Raw genomic sequence first — 18,538 nt, 5'->3', positions numbered from 1 at the left:
TCCTGTAAATATTTACAGGACGCTTTTTTAATGGATATCGATTGGGTTAGAAACTGTAACCCGTTTGCAATTCATCGTCGCCCACCAATTCTACAATCAAAGCATACAAAGGTTGTAATTCGGTGTAACGGCGCGTAGTGCGGCGCAAATAGTTCAAGAAGCGTGGGATTTCAGGACGGTATTTGTCTTTGTCATCGCGATGGTATAAGCGGGCAAAAATCCCTGCGACTTTCAAATGGCGTTGCACGCCCATGTATTCAAATTGGCGATAGAAGTCGTCAAACTGCTCGGCAACTGGCAAGCCTGCAGCACGGGCTTTTTCCCAATAACGAATTGCCAAATCCAAGACAAAATCTTCTTCCCACTCAATGAAAGCATCACGCAGCAAAGACACCAAATCATAAGTAATCGGACCATACACAGCGTCCTGAAAATCCAATACGCCAGGACGCTCTCGTGTTAACATCAAGTTGCGTACGATGAAATCGCGATGTACATAGACTTTGGATTGCTCCAAAATCACAGGCATCAACGCTTGCATGCTTTGATCCCACCATTGACGTTGTTTGAAATTCATTTTTTTGTTCAATTCTTTGGCCATAAACCATTCAGGGAACAAATTGACTTCACATGTCAAAGTGGCTTCGTCGTATTCAGGCAATTGGTCTGGCAAGCTGGCTTTTTGCAAGATAATCAATTGATCGATGGCCTCTAGCAACAACAAACGTTGCACTTCAGGACGCTCATCGTGTTGTAAAGCTGCCAAATAAGGGACGTTGCCTAAATCTTCCAATGCCATAAAGCCGTTTTCGATGCTGTAATGCAACACTTGTGGCACTTTGACCATTTGAAACAATTGTTGCACTTTCAAATATGGCTCAATCGACATTTTTTCAGGTGGCGCATCCATGGCAATCATCGTGCTGCCATCGCTGAAAGTGGCGCGAAAATAGCGACGATAGTCCGCATCGGCTGCAGCAAAAGTCAATTCAAATGCTTGTGCTGGATATTGGCTTTCGAGCCAAGTTTGTAAGGCTTGTTGTCGTTGCATGGTGTTTTCACGTTAAAATAAGCACCATTTTATCCTAGTTTGCTGTAATCAGCGTCGTCAATCAGGCGGTGTCGATGGTAAGCTGTTCACAGTTTGACGAAACGGGTCGTTTTTTTAAGGTCATCATGGCTATTTCCAAGTTTACCCATACCTCTTTATATGCCGCTTTGTTAGTCGGTTTGGCATCTTATGCGCAAGCAGAGAGCGCAAAGCCGCCAACGTTAGCGTTGGGGGACAAAAATCCTCATTGTGTCGCACCGAATGCCACCATGGTGACACCTGCTAAAACCAGTGGCGAAGCTGCATTGCCTCAGGACTATACCCGTTTGACTGCTGATTTAGCAGCAGGTCAAACCAACAATCGTGCCAAAGCCGAAGGCGATGTGATTTTGGAGCGTAACGGCCAAGTCATTAATGCACAGTGGGTAGATGTGGATTTGGTGAACAATGTGGCTCGTGCTGGTAATGAATTTACCTTGAGCGATGCGGTGAATAACAGTCATATTAGTGGTGAGCAATTGGTATTTAATTTAGATACCAAACAAGGTGAAGCCAGTGGTGCGCGTTTTGAAACGCAACAAGATGGCCGCCGCTTACAAGGTGTGAGTGGCAGCATGCAAATGTTGGGCGACAATCGTTATCGCTTGGAGCAAACCAAAGTCAATACTTGTGACCCTGGTGATGAAAGTTGGTATATCAAAGCCGACTCAGTGACTGCTGACTACAATCAAAATGTGGGTGTGGCGAAAAATGCGGCATTAATTTTTAAAGGTGTGCCATTGCTTTATAGTCCGTGGATGGATTTTCCGTTACATGGTGAGCGTAAGAGTGGTTTGTTATTGCCTATGGTAAAAACCGGCTCTAATGGTTTTGAACTGAGCACACCTTATTATATGAATTTGGGATCGAATTACGATGCTACGGTGACGCCTCATTGGATGAGTGATCGTGGTATGGCCATTGGTGGTGAATTTCGTTATTTGCAGCCTGAATATTATGGGCGTGTTGCGGGAGAGTGGTTACCAGACGACCGTAAAAATGATGAAAAAAATCGCTATGAAATATCTTGGCAACATGAACAACAATTTACGCCCAAGTTAAATGGTGGCGTCAATTTTAACCAAGTTTCAGATGATGATTATCGTGAAGATTTTGGTGGACGCTCTGATGTGATGGATGGTCGCCATTTGCGTCGTGAAGCTTGGTTGGATTTCAACGATCAATGGCTAGGTGGCGATTTTGATTCACGCTTGCAAGTGCAAAAATTCCAGACTTTGCAAAATGATGCTCGAACCATTGATGAGCCATATCAGTTGATGCCACGCCTGAGTGCGACATGGTCGCGTGATTTTGACCAAAACGTGACTACCAGTGTATTTGGTCAATTTACCAATTTTGAGCACGATAAAAAAGCATCTGGTCAGCGTGCCGTGTTGTATCCGCAAGTGGCTTGGGATGTCACGCGACCTTGGGGTTATTTCCGTCCGAAGTTTGGCATGCACATGACCCAATATGCTTTGGAAAAAGATTCTCAACAAATCGATAGCAGTAAAAGCCGAACATTGCCGATATTGAGTGTGGATACAGGTTTGATATTTGACCGTCCTTATCAATTTCAAAATGTAGATTATGTACAGACCTTAGAGCCACGCTTGTTTTACACTTATATTCCGGGTAAAGATCAAAGCCATTTCCCGAATTTTGATACCAGTGAAGACAGCCAAACGTATGACTCGTTATTTCGTGAAAATCGTTTCTCAGGGCAAGACCGTATCAATGCTGCCAATCAAGTTACAACGGCATTGATGACCAAGTTTTTGGAAATGAATACAGGTAAAGAACGTTTCAAAGCGGCGGTGGGACAACGTATTTATTTTAAAGACGATGATGTGGACTTAAGTGGCAGACAATACCAGCGCGAACAAGGTAAGTCGGATGTGTTTGTGTTTGGTGGTGGTCAAGTGCATGAAAAAATTTATGCAGAGAGTGAATGGCATTACAGTCAAGAAGTGGCAGAAACCGAAAGCTTTAGTGTTGGCGCGCGTTATGAACATGCACCAGGGCGCAATGTGAGTGCGCGTTACCGTTATGAGCGCAATGATGAAATTTATTCCAACCATTATGGTGAAAATAAGCAAATAGACATTGGTGCGCAATGGGCATTGAATAACAATTATTCTGTGGTAGCAAGACAGTATTATTCTTTGTCTGAAAGCAAGCCTTTAGACCAAATTGTTGGGGTGGAATATAAGAGTGATTGTGGTTGTTGGAATGCCAGTATGGTCGCACAGCGCTATGTTAGCGATTTGGATAAAAGCAAAAATGCGATATTTTTCCAATTACAATTGCGTAATTTGAGTAATTTGGGTAACAATCCTACGCAAGTTTTGCACGATAGCATCCCAAGTTATCAACCTTTAACCGATGAAAAGGCAAACAAATGAATGTAAAACCATTGGCAGTGGCCGCATTGTTGGCACTCAGTACCAGTGTGTGGGCAGCACCCATTCAAAGTGTAGATCGAGTGTTGGCCGTAGTGGATCAACAAGTGGTTACCGTGAGTGAATTGGCAGTGCAAAGCAAGAAAATTCGTGCAAGCTTGCCTAAAGGTAGCAATGTCACTGAACAGCAAATTCAAAGCCAAGCTTTGAGCGATTTGGTCGATCAATCTTTAATGGTGCAATTGGCACAGCGTACGGGCATTCAAGTGAGCAATGCAGAGATTCAGCAAAATTTGAATGCTGTGGCTCGCCAAGAAGGTCAAACAGAGGCGCAATGGCATCAAAGCATTCGCAATGCGCTTTTGATTGAGAAAGTGAAGCAGCGTGATTTGCACAGTCGTGTGCGTGTGAGCGATGCTGAAATCATGCAAGCCATTGATCAATTGCCTGCATCGGCTAAAAAAGGTCATTCGAATAATATGATTACGGCTTACATGCCGCAACATATCTTGGTAGCAGTCAATGCGCAAACAACCGATGCACAAGCTTTGGAAAAAGTTCGTCAATTGCGTGCGCAATTGAATCAAGGCGAGTCTTTTGAAGCTTTGGCGCGTGCTCATTCGCAAGATCCAGGCAGTGCTGCCAATGGTGGTGTGTTGGGCTGGGCCATTGATGGTATGTTCATGCCTGAATTTGAAAAAGCCATGAAATCTTTGCCTCAAGGTGCTTTGAGTGAGCCTGTGCGTACGACTTATGGTTACCATTTAATCAAAGTATTACAGACCCGCCAACAAGATGCGGGTGATGCACAATTGCGTGCGCAAGTGCGTCAGAATATCACCGAAGCCAAATCACAAGAATTGTATGGCGATTGGATTAATCAATTGCGCAAACAAGCTTATGTGTCTGTACGCTAAATGATATTTTTCGTGAAATAGAAGCAGCTGCCTGATGGCGGCTGTTATTTTTTAAAGGCAATCAAAATGAAACACCTTGTTTTGGCCATTACCAGTGGAGAACCTGCTGGCATTGGTCCAGATATTTGTTTGGATATTCCAACATTTGATTTGGATGTGCGTTGTGTGGTGTTGGCAGACATCAACATGATGCGTGAGCGTGCGCAAATGTTGGGCAAAGAGGTTGAAGTCATTGAATACGACGCATCCAATCAGCGTCCTGTAAACCATGCAATTGAGGTTTTGCATGTGCCATTGCCTGAGGCTTGTGTGGCAGGCACTTTGAATGTGAACAATGCTGAATATGTGATTGCATTATTAGACCGTGCTTATCAAGGTATTGAAGCGGGTGAATTTGCAGCGATGGTGACCGCACCTTTGCATAAAGGCATTATCAATGATGCAGGCCGCTTTTTCAGTGGCCATACTGAATATTTGGCAGACATTAGTGCTACCGAGCAAGTGGTGATGATGTTGGCAGGAGGCGGCCTGAAAGTGGCATTGGTGACGACACATTTACCCTTAAAAGATGTCGCCGCACAAATTACACCTGAATTATTGAGTTCAGTTGTACGAATTTTGAACCATGATTTACAAACCAAATTCCATTTACCCAAGCCACGTATTTTGGTGACAGGCTTAAACCCTCATGCAGGCGAAGGCGGACATTTGGGTATGGAAGAGTTGGATGTGATTATTCCGACTTTAGAGGCTTTGCGCACAGAAGGTTTGGATGTCAAAGGGCCGTATCCTGCCGACACAGTATTTGAACCTTTTATTTTAAAACATGGTGATGCGGTTTTGGCGATGTACCATGACCAAGGTTTGCCTGTGTTGAAATTTGCCAGTTTTGGTAATGGTGTCAATATCACTTTGGGTCTGCCTTTTGTTCGTACTTCGGTAGACCATGGAACGGCTTTAGATTTGGCTGGTACAGGTCAGGCTTTGTCAGGTAGCCTGAAAGCAGCCATTGAAAGTGCGTTATTAATGAGCAATATAAGCGATTAATTTTTATTTACGGCAATTTACGGCTAAAAGCATTGTTTTATCTGCTTTATTTCATTAACATAATGCACTGATTATTACTGCCTATTATTTTATGACAAAACCATTTGTTGAGTTCGATGCGGTTAGTTTTGCTTATGCAGAACGTCCAATTTTGCATCGAGTGAGTTTTTGTATTGAGCAAGGTCATTTTACGGCCATTATGGGTGGTTCTGGCAGCGGTAAAACCACTTTATTGCGTTTGATGACAGGACAATTGCAACCTGACAGTGGTCGAGTCTTGGTTGGCGGTAAAGATTTGCGTGAATTCAGTCGCCAAGAGCTGCATGAATATCGCCGTCAAATGGGTGTGTTGTTCCAGTTTGGCGCTTTGTTCACCGATTTGTCGGTGTTTGATAATGTGGCTTTTCCACTACGAGAGCATACTCAATTATCAGAAGCCATGATTCAAGATTTGGTAGCTTTGAAATTGAATGCAGTGGGTTTGCGTGGCATTGAGGCTTTGATGCCATCTGAATTGTCAGGCGGCATGGCTAGGCGCGTGGCTTTGGCGCGCACCATTGCGCTAGACCCGCAATTGATGTTGTTTGATGAGCCTTTTACGGGCTTGGATCCGATTTCATTGAGTGTGATTGCGTTACTTGTTTCTCGTATCAACAAAGCTTTACAGGCCACTAGTGTGATGGTGACGCACGATATTCATCAATCATTACAAATTGTGGACCAAGTGATTTTTTTGGCAGGTGGCGAGGTGATTTTTAGTGGTACGCCTGAAGAAATTCGCCAAACCGATTCGCCATGGGTGCATCAGTTTGTGCATGGTGAACCTGACGGACCGGTACAGTTTCGCTATCCAACCACGCAAAGTTTAGAACAACAACTTATGACGGCAAAACCATGAATTTTTTCCAGAACATTGGTCGCCATACCCTGAATTTGATTCAGCAGCTAGGCAGCATCAGTTTGTTTTTTTTCGCAGTATTGAGGGCTTCGGGCTCTAGTTTTACCCGTCCGCGTTTGACGGTGCGTCAAATGTATTTTGCAGGCGTGATGTCGATTTTAATTATTGCGGTTTCAGGTTTGTTTGTGGGCATGGTTTTGGGTTTGCAAGGTTATACGCAATTGAACAAATTTAAGGCCGCAGATGCGTTGGGTTTTGCCGTTGCAGCAGGTTTATTGCGTGAACTAGGACCTGTGTTGGCAGCATTGTTGTTTGCCAGCAGTGCAGGTGGTGCGATGACCAGTGAAATTGGATTGATGAAAACCACAGAGCAACTAGAGGCGATGAGTGTCATGGCGGTTGATCCTGTTTCGAGAGTGGTTGCACCTCGTTTTTGGGCGGGTGTGGTGGCAATGCCTTTGCTGGCTTCGATTTTCAATGTTTGTGGTATTTTGGGTGCTTATTTTATTGGTGTGCATCATTTGGGCTTGGATGGTGGTATTTTTTGGTCGCAAATGCAAAGCAATATTGATTGGTCGTATGACATTCTTAATGGCTTGATTAAATCCATAGTCTTTGGTGTGGCAGTGACTTTGATTGCGGTGTACAACGGTTTTTCCAGTCGAGCGACGCCAGAAGGTATTTTGCGCGCAACCACACAAACAGTTGTGGCCAGTGCTTTGACAATTTTGGCTTTGGATTTTGTTTTAACTGCATTTATGTTTACTGAGTGATGATTATGAAACGCAATGTATTGGAGTTATGGGTAGGTGTGTTTGTGGCTTTGGGCGTTGCCGCATTGTTGTTTTTGTCATTTAAAGTGGCAAGCGGTACGGAACAAACTGGCGGTTCAGCAACATACACCGTCACAGCCTCATTCAATGATATTGGCGGCCTGAAAGTGAAAGCGCCTGTGAAATCTGCAGGCGTGGTGGTGGGGCGTGTGGGCAGTATTGTTCTGAATCCTGAAGATTACCGCGCCAAAGTGACAATGCATTTGCAACAGCCATACCAATTCAGTCGTGATGCTTCGGCACAAATTTTGACTTCGGGTATTTTGGGCGAACAATACATTGGTTTGATGCAAGGTGCGGAAGAGGCTACATTGGCCAATGGTGATAACATTGATTTGACCAGTGATGCATTGGTATTAGAGCAGCTGATTGGCAAGTTTATGACCAGTTTTGCTGAGAAAAATGCAGGCGAATAATAACAAATTATCAGATGTTGGGAAAACATCTCGGTATTGAATTAAAAGAACACAATTGAAGGAAGTATCATGAAAAAAATGGCAATTTTAAATGCCTTGGCGGTAGGTGTATTGAGCATCGGCATGGCAATGGCAACACCACAACAAGCAGTGACGCAATTGCGTGGTAATGCTGATAAAGTTTTGAATATTTTGGACAAAGCCAATGGCAATAACAATGCTCAAGTGCGTCGTGAAGCAGAAAACTATGCCATTCCTTATTTTGACTTTGATCGTATGACCGCCTTGGCGGTAGGCGCTCCTTGGCGTACTGCTTCTGCAGCGCAGAAAAAAGCATTGAGCAATGAGTTCAAAACTTTATTGATTCGTACTTACAGTGGCACGATGTTGAAATTCAAAGGTGCTCAAATTCAAGTCAATGGCAATCCAGTGGTGAACAATGGCGGCAAAGAAGTGGTTGTTAAAACCAGCGTGACAGCCAGTTCTCAAGGCAAACCTGTGAAAATGGACTACACCATGTACCAAAGCGGTAATCAATACCGTGTGTACAATGTGTCTGTGGAAGGCGCGAGTTTGGTAACCGTGTATCGCAATCAATTTAATGAAACCATCCGCAAATCGGGTATAGATGGTTTGATTGCTGAATTGAAAAAGAAAAATGGATAAATCATGCAGCTGATGCAAAAAGATGGCATATTGTTTTTGCAAGGTGTGGTGACTGTTTCTACAGTAACGCAATTGTCTCAAAAATCATTGTTGCAAGCTTGTGCAAAGCCGATTGAAGTCGTGGATTTATCTGAGGTTACGCAAGCTGATTCTGCTTGCGTGGCTGTGTTGTTGTTGATTAAACGACAACTGGAGCAAGGAAGTTGGCAATTGCGTGCCGTACCTGAGGCGGTAACGGCGTTACTAGGATTGTATGAATTAGAATGGTTAGCATGAGTATAAAAACCAAACAAACTGTTGTATTGATGACCATGTTGCTAAGTGTTTCGGTTTCGGCATGGGCCGAAAATCATGATCCTTATGAGCCTTATAACCGCTTTATGTATGGGGTGAATGATGGCATTGATCGCACAGTATTGGTACCTGTAGCACGTGGTTATCAAAAAATCACACCTAAGCCTGTGCAAGCAGGTGTGACAAATGTGTTTGACAATTTGCGTGATGTGGTCAGCTTTGGCAGCAATGTATTGCGTTTAGACGTTGAAAAAGCCAGTACTGATTTGGTACGAGTGGGTATTAATACGACGTTTGGCTTGGGTGGTTTGATTAATATTGCCGATGCCGCGCAAATGCCTAATAACAAAAACTCTTTGGGTGATACTTTTGCTTCTTGGGGTTGGAAAAACAGCAATTATTTGGTGTATCCCTTGTTAGGTCCTTCAACTGTGCGTGATGCCGTAGCCGATACGGTTGTGCGGGTTTATTCGGTCGAAGGTGCGCTCATTGATTCCGAAGGTTGGGGTTATGCGGCTACTGCGCTTAAAGGCGTGGATCAGCGCGCTAAAATGTTGGTATACACCGATGGTTTGGATATGGCGGCAGTGGATCGCTATGCTTATATGCGCGATGTGTTTATGAGCGTGCGTGCTAAGCAAGTGAATGGTGTTTACAGTGGTGCGGTTTCTGAAGACATCAATATTGACGATTTGGTCCCTGCTGATAGCCATGAGCAAGACTCATCACACTTACAGCCCGAGGGTATGGAACTAGAAGTGTTTCCAATGGGAATGGAACAAACACAGTTACATGCCGTCCATGATGTGTTTATAGAGCCTATTGATCAGACCGTCTCGCCAAGCTTAGTGGGCGAATTGGAATTGAATGTGGCAGATGTTGCCATTTAAAGCGTCAAGCTTAGATTTATTTAAAGGAGCATCCCATGTACGAAGTCAATCGCAGTTTGGTGGTATTGGTACCACAAGCGCCATTTTGGTATTGGTTGTCTAATTTGCCAGAAATTGAATTAGATGGTTTGGAATTGGAAGATTTACAGGCCGATCCTAATTCTTATTTAATCGATCCTATTGAAGAATTAGACGAAGCTTGGGATTTGGCGGCTGCGCAAGTGCAAACGTTATTCAGCGCTGAATTGGCTGATTGGTGTGAAGACAGCACGGTATGGCCTGATTTGCATGCGGATATTTTCTTTGAATGGTTTGATTTGCGTGTTTCTAGCATTGTGTCCGATTTGAGCGCACAGCCTTTAGAGCGTGAAGCATTTGAAGCGATCGATTGGGAAAATAAGGGCGCATCAGCATGATACACAGCACGACAATCACTGTGCGCGGCTATCATTTGGATTTGTATCGCCACGTGAATAACGCGCGTTATTTGGAGTTTTTAGAAGAAGCGCGCTGGGGTTTTATGGAACAATCGAACATGATGCATGTGTTCGATGGCAGCAAATTGGGTTTGGCGGTGGTGAACATCAACATCAATTACCGCCGCGGTGCTTACAATAATGAAGTGTTGGACATCCGCAGCTGTTTTAAAAAAATTGGTGGCCGCAGTGCGGTAATGGAGCAAGTGATTTATTTAAAAGACACTGATACCGTTGTTGCCGATGCGTTAATCACTTTCGTGGTGATAGACATCAAAACCAGTAAAGCAGTGACGTTGGAAGGCGAAGTATTGGATGTGTTAAACGGCTTACTGGAGCCTATTGCATAATGAAAAGATGGGTTGTACCGATGTTTGTGGTGGCGTTAATGGGCTTGGTGGTTTTTGCCTTGTCGCACAATCAAACTCGGCCAACACCATCTTTTTTATTGACGGACTTAAACGGTCAAACTGTTTCTGAACAAAGCCTACAAGGTAAAGTGACGCTGATTAATTTTTGGTATCCCTCTTGTGTAGGTTGCGTGGTAGAAATGCCCAAGCTCATTGAAACACAAGCCAAATTTGCAGACAGTGCCTATCAAACCCTTGCTATCTCCTTGCCTTACAATACCGAAGCCGAAGTGCGAGCTTATGTGGCGCAATACCGTTTGCCTTTTATCGTTGCGATAGACAAAAGTGGTGAAGTGGGCAAGACATACCAAGTCCAAGTGGCACCCAATTCTTTTTTGGTCAATCAGCAAGGGCAAATCATTCAAACTTATATTGGTGAGCTTGATTGGCAAGCCTTACATGCCTTGATTGAAAAACAATTGCATCCTTAATCATTCATTTTATCCGCGTCTTGTTACATGGTTTACAGGACGCTGCTTGGTCTTTCAGTTTTGAATTTAAATATTGATAGATGAATATTTAAGCGTCCTGTAAGCATTTGGTTTGCCTTGTATAAGACAACTGAGCAAACAATTGATGTCTGTTATAATCCAAGCATCTATTTTTATTCAAAACAATCAATCATGACCACAAAACGCAAAATGCTGGTAACCAGCGCCCTTCCTTATGCCAACGGTAACATTCACTTGGGTCACATGGTGGAACACATCCAAACCGACGTTTGGGTACGTTTCCAAAAAATGCGTGGTCATGAATGTCATTATGTTTGCGCTGACGACACACATGGTACGCCTGTGATGCTGGCAGCTCAGAAAAAAGGCATCAGCCCTGAAGACATGATTGCACAAGTGCGTGAAGAGCATTTGGCGGACTTTTTGGGTTTTGGCATCGGTTACGACAATTATTACACGACCCATTCTGAAGAAAACCGCGAGTTGTCGAGCCAAATTTACTTGGCTTTGAAAGACAATGGCAAAATCGTGTCTCGCACGATTGAACAATTGTTTGACCCTGAAAAAAACATGTTCTTGCCGGACCGTTTTGTCAAAGGCGAATGCCCAAGCTGCCACGCTAAAGACCAATATGGCGACAACTGCGAAGTGTGCGGTGCAACTTACAATCCAACCGAATTGATTAACCCATTTTCAGCGATTTCAGGTGCAACCCCTGTTTTGCGTGAATCGGAACACTTTTTCTTCCGTTTGGGCGAATGTGAAGACTATTTGAAAGAATGGACGCAAGGCTCAACCGAATTGGCAGACGGCCGTGTGCAACCGCATTTGCAAGCGGAAGCTTTGAACAAAATGAACGAATGGATTGAAGGCGGCTTGCAAGATTGGGATATTTCCCGCGATGCGCCTTACTTTGGTTTTGAAATTCCGGGTGCGAAAGACAAGTATTTCTATGTATGGCTCGATGCACCGATTGGCTATTTGGCGGCATTCAAAAACTTGTGTGCGCGCACAGGCGTGGATTTTGACAGCTTCTTAAAACCTGATACCGACACCGAAATGTACCATTTCATTGGTAAAGACATTTTGTATTTCCACGCTTTGTTCTGGCCTGCAACCTTGAAATTCTCAGGTTTGCGCGCACCAACAGGCGTGTTTGCTCACGGTTTCTTAACCGTTGACGGTCAAAAAATGTCTAAATCTCGCGGCACATTCATCACCGCCAAATCGTATTTGGACGAAGGTTTGAATCCTGAGTGGATGCGTTATTACATCGCTGCAAAATTGAATAGCCGCATCGAAGACATCGACTTGAATTTGCAAGACTTCATCGCGCGCGTGAACAGTGATTTGGTTGGCAAATACATCAATATCGCTTCTCGTGCCGCAGGTTTTGTACACAAGCGTTTTGAAGGCAAATTGTCAGACGTATCTTCTAGCGAATTGATTCAAAAGTTACAGGCCACATCAGAAACATTGGCAAACAGCTACGAAGAGCGCGAATACGCCAAGGCCTTGCGTGAAGTGATGGCGTTGACCGATGTGGTGAACGAATATGTGGATGCGAACAAACCTTGGGAATTGGCGAAACAAGAAGGTCAAGAAGCGCGCTTGCAACAAGTGTGTTCTGAATTAATCAATGCCTTCCGCATTTTGACCGTTTATTTGTCGCCTGTGTTGCCAAAATTGGCAGCGAGCGTGGCGGAGTTCTTGAATACCGCAGCATTTACTTGGGCGGATTCGACCAACACCTTGTTAGCCGATCATACGATTAACAAATACAACCATTTGATGCAGCGCATTGAGCCTGAGCAAGTGGACAAATTGATTGAAAACAACAAGCAAGCGTCTGAAGCAGCGGAAGCCAAAGCGGCCAATGCAGCGGATTATGAGCCTGTGGCGGAAAACTGCACGTTTGATGACTTCATGAAAGTCGATTTGCGCGTGGCGAAAGTCTTGAACTGTGAAAAAGTCGAAGGCAGCAGCAAATTGCTCAAATTCCAATTGGATTTGGGCTTTGAAGAGCGCACGATTTTTTCAGGCATCGCGGCAAGCTATCCTGAACCTGAAAAATTGATTGGTCGCATGGTGGTAGTGGTAGCAAACTTTGCCGCACGCAAAATGGCGAAATTTGGTATGTCTGAAGGCATGATTACCTCTGCTGCCAACAAAGACCACAGCCAATTGTTCTTGTTGGATGTGGATTCAGGTGCGCAACCGGGTATGAAAATTGGTTGATTTTAAAGACAGTTAAAATGGCTTAACAAGGCGTCCTGTAAATATTATAGGACGCCTTGTTTTTATTTAAATTCATTTGCTTACGATTAATTTTTATTATATCGTCATATAATATTCAGTTTGAGGAGTAAGAAATGTCTTTAAAACTTTCAGAAATCATAATTACAAATTTTAAATCTTGCCGTGACATTACTTTATCTCTTTCTAATTTCACGCCTTTGATTGGATATAACAATGCAGGTAAATCCAATTGCTTAACTGCCATTCAATGGTTGTTGCGCAGGTTCGTTTTACAGCATAAAGATTTCAATGATGAAAATCAACCAATTGAAATATTTGGAACAATTGAAGGTATTGAAGAAAAGCATTTATGTGTTTTAGAAGAAAAACACAGAAAATCAATTGAAAAATATTTACAAGGCCACGTCTTAAAAATAAAAAGAGTTCAACAAAAACCAAGTTGTAAACTTGCTGAGATTAAATTTTTTGTTTGGGATTGGGCGAATTCCAAGTGGGTTCCAAATCCAGGAGGCATTGACAACGCGATTGATGATTTGTTTCCTGAGCCAATTCGAGTGGGTGCTATGGAAAACGCTGCCGAAGATGCCAGTAAAGCGAAAACTTCCACAACATTAGGTAAGTTACTAGAATTGTTAACAAAAAATTTTCAGCAGCAACACGCACAACAAATTTCTACTCATTTGGACAGCGTTAATGATTATTTGTCTGCCAATGGTACAAATAGATTGGCAGCTTTAACTCAAATAGATAATGATGTGAATACCAATATTCAAGATTTTTTTCCTGATATTGGAATTAAGCTTCATTTTGAAAGCCCCTCTTTTCAAGAACTGTTCAAATCAGGAACAATTAAAGTGGTAGAAAATGGGTTAAATGAACGGGATGTTACCAGCTATGGTCACGGGGCTCAGCGTTCAATACAGATGGGCTTAATTCGATATTTGGCTGCATCTTCCCAAACTATCGATGAGACTAAAAAAACGCTATTGCTGATTGATGAACCTGAATTGTATTTGCATCCATTTGCGATTGAGCAATTGCGAGAGGCTTTATTGAAACTTTCAAATGGGGCATATCAAGTGATCATTTCCACCCATTCTGCTCAAATGGTTACTGAAAGTTTGGCTCAAGATGCATTACTGATTTATAAAAATCAAACTAAAGGCACTTGCGTTAGAAATCGTCTGAGTGATGCCGTTAAAAAAGTGGTGCAAGACTATAAGTCTCAAGCTGCTTTACTGTTTTCATTAACAAACTCTTCACAAATTCTATTTTCTGAACAGGTTTTATTAACCGAAGGAAAAACGGAAAAGCGTTTACTACCCGAGATCTTTTACCAATATTTTGGGAAAACCTTGGCTCAAAAAAATTACAGTCTTGTAGCCAAAGGTGGTGTTGATAATACGGCAAAAACAATAGCTGTTTTACAGGATATGGGAATTCCTTTTAAAGCCATTTGTGATTTGGATTATGTTTTTAAAGGGGCGATTGAACACAAAATTATTTCCCTTGCTGATGTGGCGCTAAAGGATTGTATTGATGCTATAAAAAGTAAACAAGATACATATAATATTGTAGTTGATAATTCAAAAGGAGCGGTTACTTTCAAAGACATTGGAAGTTCTAAACGAGAACGATACCAAATCATTGAAGAGTTAGCATGCGATGAAGAAATTAAACCGCACATTCAAAACTTACATGAGTATTTTAAACAAAAAAACATTTGGATTTGGACTCAAGGTGCTATTGAAAAGCCTTTGAATCTGATTGGCAAGAAAGAAGAGGTTTGGGCTGAATTTAATCATAAATTGAAAAATGAAGGTTTGGAACAAAGTTGCGCAGATTATCAGGAAATTAAAAAACTGATGGAGTGGATTGTACCTGTAGTGCCATTAAAAAATTTACAAGAAAACAATAATGGTCAAGTTAACAATCAAAATTTAAGTGATGTTTTTGAAAATGAAGTGCTGAGTGAATAGTTATATTTATGTTTAAGTTTAAGCGTCCTGTAAACATTTACAGGACGCTTGTTTGTTGCACATGCTTAAATCAAGCCTTGCTTGCAGGCAATTGAATCACGTGCTTTTTGACATCGGGAACGGCTTTGATGATGCCTTTTTCATGGTACCAATGGGCCAATTTGACAATGTCTTCGACGTCGGCATCGCTCAAGCTGCGAAGTGGCACGGTGTTGACTTTGCCCAAGTTCGAAGCGATGTTGGCGTTGTCTTTGTAACCCAAACGGTTCGCCCAAACTTTGCCGGCTTTTTCTTGGTTGGCTTTGGCCCAATCGTTTTCTTGTTTCAAGCCTTCAAACACCGCCTGAATCACTTCGGGATTTTGTTTGGCGTAATTTGAATCAGCAAAATAACCAACCGCGTTGGACGATTTTAAATCGCCGCCGCCAACCAAAATCTTGGCGTTGTACAAGTCTTGCGCCACCGACAAATAAGGGTCCCAAGTCGCCCACGCATCGACGTGTTTGCCTGAGAATGCGGTGCCTGTGTCAGACGGCAACATGTAGGATTTTTCGACTTTGTCTTCTGGAATATTGTTGTTTTTCAGTGCAATCGATAACAAATACTCGCCCGTGCCGCCTTTGTTGACCGCGACTTTTTTGCCAACCAAGTCGTGCACGCTGTTGATGTTGCTGTCTTTGGCCACGACAATGCCTTCGCCAAATGCTGGCATCGGTTGGTAAGCGAAAATGTCGATTTGCGCGCCATTGGCAATCACGTTGGCAAACGCCGAGCTGCTGCCGACGGTAATGTCGATGGCTTTGGCGTTGATGGCTTCGTAAGCTGGCGCTGCCGAATTGAACGGGCCTTCCCATTTGACTTCGATGTTTTTCGAGGCCAAATATTGTTCCAATGTGCCGCGGTCGCGACCCAAAACCACGTCAGATGTGCCGTTCAACGTGGCAATGCGCACGACTTTTTTTGCATTTTGGCTGTCGGTATTTTCAGAAGCGGCTTTGTTGTTGTCGCCAGAACAAGCCACCAAGCCTGCCAACAAAAGTGGCAAGGCGCTCCAAACTAATTTACGCATGATTCTTCATTCTTTTTAATGTGTGTAAGACGTTTAGGCGATGAAGCCTGCTTGTTTCAAATCCAAGCTTTGTTGGTTTTGTTCTGCCAAAACGGTGTCGTTTGCCGCTTCAATGCCCCATTGGCGTTGTGAAATGGTTGTGAGCCAATGTTCGCGTGATAAATTGTTCGGCAAATGTTCTTGCAATAAGGCTGCGGCTTGTTCGGGGTTTTGCGCAATCCACAAATCGTTTTCTGCCAATTGCTGCACGAACCACGCTTCAAATGTGGCATTTTCGTTTGACCAAGCTTGGTGTGACCAAAAAATCGAGCGGTTGGGAATGTGGGTTCCCACTTGTGCCAAAACGTGCACGCTATCCAAAGCCAAGCCCGGTTGCAACCACGGATCGACCGCCAACCACGCGTCAATCGTGCCGTTTTGCAAGGCCAACAACGGCGCTTCGCCGCGCAAATCGACGAGCTTCACATCGGACTTTTTCCAACCGTGCTCATTGAGCAAAGTTGCCAAAAAATGGTCGGTGAACGAGCCGACCATCGCGGCAATGGTTTTGCCGCGCAAATCGGTAAATTGGTTGTGCTGTAAACTTAATAATGCGCTGTTGGCAGGGCGAGGCAAAGAAGCAGCAACGTAATGAATCGCCACGCCTTGTGCTGAAGCGACCACGGGCGGCGTGCAACCTGTGCCAACCACGTCGGCGATGCCGTCTGCCAACAAATCCGCGCTGATGCCGCCATTGGCGTAATCGTACCATTTGATGGCGTAGCCCAAATCGTTTGCCAGCGCTTCAAGTACGCCGCGGTGGCGCAGCACGAACAAGGACAAGTTGTTTGGGTGGCTGCCCAAAGTCACGGTTTTCATGCGTTTTGCTCCAAAGAGGCTTCTTGTGCGCTGTGGTCAATCGGGCGGTCCCAAATATTGCCCCAAGTGTAATTTTGTTTGCTTTCAGGTGCGGCAGCAGGGTTGTCGTGGTCCAGTTGCAAGCGTGGCAACACCAATTCGCTAAAACGGTACGCTTCTTCAAGCAATGGAAAGCCCGACAAAATGAACACGTCCACGCCAATGGCTTGGTATTCTTTCAGGACGCGTTCGACTGTTTCTGGGCTGCCGACAATCGCAGTGCCAGGACCTGGACGCACCAAACCGATGCCTGCCCACAAGCCTGGGTAAATTTCCAAATCGCGTGGGTTTTCAGGTTTGACGTTGTTGTGCAGCTCGCTCATGCGCTTTTGACCAACCGAATCCGAGTCTTTGGCAAAATTTTTGCGCGCGTTGATGGCTTCCTCGTCCATCGATTCGTATAACTCGTCCACTGCTTGCCACGCTTTTTCATCGGTTTCGCGTACAATCACGTACAAGCGAATGCCAAACTTCAATTTTCGACCGTGAGAGGCAGCCAAATCGCGCACTTCGGCTATTTTTTCAGCTGCTTGCGGCGGCGTTTCGCCCCAGCTCAAATACGTATCAACATGTTTGGCAGCGACTTGGTGCGCTGCTGGTGACGAGCCGCCAAACCACAAAGCAGGTGGCGCGTAACCACCGTTGTCGACTGCCAATTTGGCATTTTCAATGTGCACGTGCTTGCCTTTGACCGTCACGCCTTCTTCGTTCAAAAGTGGGCGCAACGCTTGCAAATACTCGTCGCTCAACACATAACGTTCGTCGTGTTCCAAATGGATGCCATACGCGCCCAAGGTGTTTTTGTCGCCGCCAACCACGTTCAACAGCAAGCGGCCTTTGGAAAACTGGTTGAACGTCACCGCCATTTTGGCCAGCAACGTCGGTGAAATCATGCCCGGTTGAATGGCAATCAAAAACTTCATGCGTTCGGTTTCATTGATTAAGGCCGAGCCCAAAGTCCAAGCGTCGTGCGCACCCGTGGCCAGCAATGCACCTGTGAAGCCCAAATGGTCTACCGCTTGGGCGACTTGTTTTAAGTATGGAAAATTCACTGTGCGGTTGCCATCTTTAGACCAAGGGCGGGCGCCATCGGGCGCGGTTAAATACCAATAGATTTGCATTTTTTGATTCCATATACCCAAATAAAATATGCTAAAACTATAATGACACTTCTTTATAATGTGAAATAATATATTTTGATATTTTAATTCTATTTAGGAATATAAAAATTTTATCTGAGTCGTGACATGTGAATGAACAAGCGTGCTCAATGTCTTTTTAAATTAAAATTTGCAGATTTGTCAGAGCGATAAAAAGCGTCCTGTAAACTGTTACAGGACGCTGAATTTGGCTTTCAATCACAATATAATAATTACCAAACGCTTGATTGGTCTTCATATTTAGGGAAATTGCCCAAATGATTTCTGCTGCCAATAAAGACCATAGTCAATGATGGTTGTTGGAGGTGGTGTCGGTGTGCAAGCTGATATGAAAATTGGTTGATGTGACGGTATTAAAATGAAACTCTTCAATCATCCTGTAA

The 18,538-nt window shown here is 43.9% G+C and carries 18 protein-coding genes; 14 read left to right on the top strand and 4 right to left on the bottom strand.

The annotated features are described in order from the left end of the window. Window positions 1-46 precede the first annotated feature (46 nt). Entirely contained in the window at window positions 47-1,051 is a 1,005-nt protein-coding gene (amgK, locus tag ADP71_RS10995; RefSeq protein ID WP_019959180.1) for an N-acetylmuramate/N-acetylglucosamine kinase AmgK, read from the bottom strand. A gap of 74 nt (window positions 1,052-1,125) precedes the next feature. Between amgK and ADP71_RS10990 the strand changes: the two genes are divergently transcribed. The 14 genes from ADP71_RS10990 to ADP71_RS10925 all read left to right on the top strand — a co-directional run bounded on the left by ADP71_RS10990 (window position 1,126) and on the right by ADP71_RS10925 (window position 15,029). After that, entirely contained in the window at window positions 1,126-3,495 is a 2,370-nt protein-coding gene (locus ADP71_RS10990) for an LPS-assembly protein LptD (protein ID WP_104932179.1), read from the top strand. Continuing rightward, window positions 3,492-4,409 (top strand): peptidylprolyl isomerase, encoded by a 918-nt coding sequence (locus ADP71_RS10985; protein ID WP_019959178.1) that lies wholly within the window; start codon window positions 3,492-3,494, stop codon window positions 4,407-4,409. Before ADP71_RS10990 ends, ADP71_RS10985 begins: the two co-directional genes overlap by 4 nt. Before the next feature lie 66 nt (window positions 4,410-4,475). Next, entirely contained in the window at window positions 4,476-5,456 is a 981-nt protein-coding gene (gene pdxA, locus ADP71_RS10980; RefSeq protein WP_171461153.1) for a 4-hydroxythreonine-4-phosphate dehydrogenase PdxA, read from the top strand. Between the two features lie 91 nt (window positions 5,457-5,547). Then, complete coding sequence (locus tag ADP71_RS10975; protein ID WP_019959176.1) at window positions 5,548-6,354, top strand: ABC transporter ATP-binding protein; 807 nt, start codon at window positions 5,548-5,550, stop codon at window positions 6,352-6,354. Continuing rightward, window positions 6,351-7,127, top strand: coding sequence for a lipid asymmetry maintenance ABC transporter permease subunit MlaE (gene mlaE / locus ADP71_RS10970; RefSeq protein ID WP_019959175.1), 777 nt, complete (start codon window positions 6,351-6,353; stop codon window positions 7,125-7,127). Before ADP71_RS10975 ends, mlaE begins: the two co-directional genes overlap by 4 nt. A 5-nt stretch (window positions 7,128-7,132) precedes the next feature. Next, window positions 7,133-7,603 (top strand): outer membrane lipid asymmetry maintenance protein MlaD, encoded by a 471-nt coding sequence (gene mlaD / locus ADP71_RS10965; protein ID WP_026353669.1) that lies wholly within the window; start codon window positions 7,133-7,135, stop codon window positions 7,601-7,603. A 69-nt stretch (window positions 7,604-7,672) separates the two neighbouring features. Continuing rightward, the gene (locus tag ADP71_RS10960; protein WP_019959173.1) at window positions 7,673-8,269 is read left to right on the top strand and encodes an MlaC/ttg2D family ABC transporter substrate-binding protein; all 597 of its coding nucleotides are present in this window, start codon (window positions 7,673-7,675) and stop codon (window positions 8,267-8,269) included. Between the two features lie 3 nt (window positions 8,270-8,272). Continuing rightward, window positions 8,273-8,545, top strand: coding sequence for an STAS domain-containing protein (locus ADP71_RS10955; protein WP_019959172.1), 273 nt, complete (start codon window positions 8,273-8,275; stop codon window positions 8,543-8,545). Further along, window positions 8,542-9,453, top strand: coding sequence for an MlaA family lipoprotein (locus ADP71_RS10950; RefSeq protein WP_237343013.1), 912 nt, complete (start codon window positions 8,542-8,544; stop codon window positions 9,451-9,453). The genes ADP71_RS10955 and ADP71_RS10950 overlap by 4 nt, the downstream gene beginning before the upstream one ends. 35 nt (window positions 9,454-9,488) lie before the next feature. Beyond that, window positions 9,489-9,869, top strand: coding sequence for a hypothetical protein (locus ADP71_RS10945; protein ID WP_019959170.1), 381 nt, complete (start codon window positions 9,489-9,491; stop codon window positions 9,867-9,869). Continuing rightward, window positions 9,866-10,279 carry an acyl-CoA thioesterase gene (locus ADP71_RS10940; protein WP_019959169.1) on the top strand — a complete coding sequence of 138 codons (414 nt, stop codon included), beginning with the start codon at window positions 9,866-9,868 and terminating at the stop codon, window positions 10,277-10,279. Before ADP71_RS10945 ends, ADP71_RS10940 begins: the two co-directional genes overlap by 4 nt. Further along, entirely contained in the window at window positions 10,279-10,770 is a 492-nt protein-coding gene (locus tag ADP71_RS10935) for a TlpA disulfide reductase family protein (RefSeq protein WP_026353668.1), read from the top strand. The genes ADP71_RS10940 and ADP71_RS10935 overlap by 1 nt, the downstream gene beginning before the upstream one ends. Window positions 10,771-10,962: 192 nt before the next feature. Further along, window positions 10,963-13,029: a methionine--tRNA ligase gene (gene metG / locus ADP71_RS10930; RefSeq protein WP_104932177.1), complete on the top strand. Its 2,067-nt coding sequence runs from the start codon at window positions 10,963-10,965 to the stop codon at window positions 13,027-13,029. Window positions 13,030-13,163: 134 nt separating this feature from the next. Further along, window positions 13,164-15,029, top strand: a complete 1,866-nt coding sequence (locus tag ADP71_RS10925) for an ATP-dependent nuclease (RefSeq protein ID WP_104932176.1) — start codon at window positions 13,164-13,166, stop codon at window positions 15,027-15,029. 70 nt (window positions 15,030-15,099) lie between these two features. On the opposite strand, the gene ADP71_RS10920 is transcribed toward ADP71_RS10925, so the two are convergent. Genes ADP71_RS10920 through ADP71_RS10910 form a run of 3 tightly spaced genes read right to left on the bottom strand, consistent with a single transcriptional unit; the run spans window position 15,100 to window position 18,116 of the window. Beyond that, entirely contained in the window at window positions 15,100-16,098 is a 999-nt protein-coding gene (locus ADP71_RS10920; RefSeq protein WP_104932175.1) for an aliphatic sulfonate ABC transporter substrate-binding protein, read from the bottom strand. Window positions 16,099-16,131: 33 nt separating this feature from the next. Next, the gene (locus ADP71_RS10915; RefSeq protein ID WP_104932174.1) at window positions 16,132-16,956 is read right to left on the bottom strand and encodes an ABC transporter substrate-binding protein; all 825 of its coding nucleotides are present in this window, start codon (window positions 16,954-16,956) and stop codon (window positions 16,132-16,134) included. Further along, entirely contained in the window at window positions 16,953-18,116 is a 1,164-nt protein-coding gene (locus ADP71_RS10910) for an LLM class flavin-dependent oxidoreductase (protein WP_171461152.1), read from the bottom strand. The genes ADP71_RS10915 and ADP71_RS10910 overlap by 4 nt, the downstream gene beginning before the upstream one ends. Window positions 18,117-18,538: the final 422 nt, after the last annotated feature.

The sequence above is a fragment of the Vitreoscilla sp. C1 genome, assembly GCF_002951955.2.
In the GTDB taxonomy this organism is placed as follows: Bacteria; Pseudomonadota; Gammaproteobacteria; order Burkholderiales; family Neisseriaceae; genus Vitreoscilla; species Vitreoscilla stercoraria.
The sequence above is the reverse complement of the archived record's forward strand: the minus strand, read 5'-3'. Positions and strand labels throughout refer to the sequence as shown.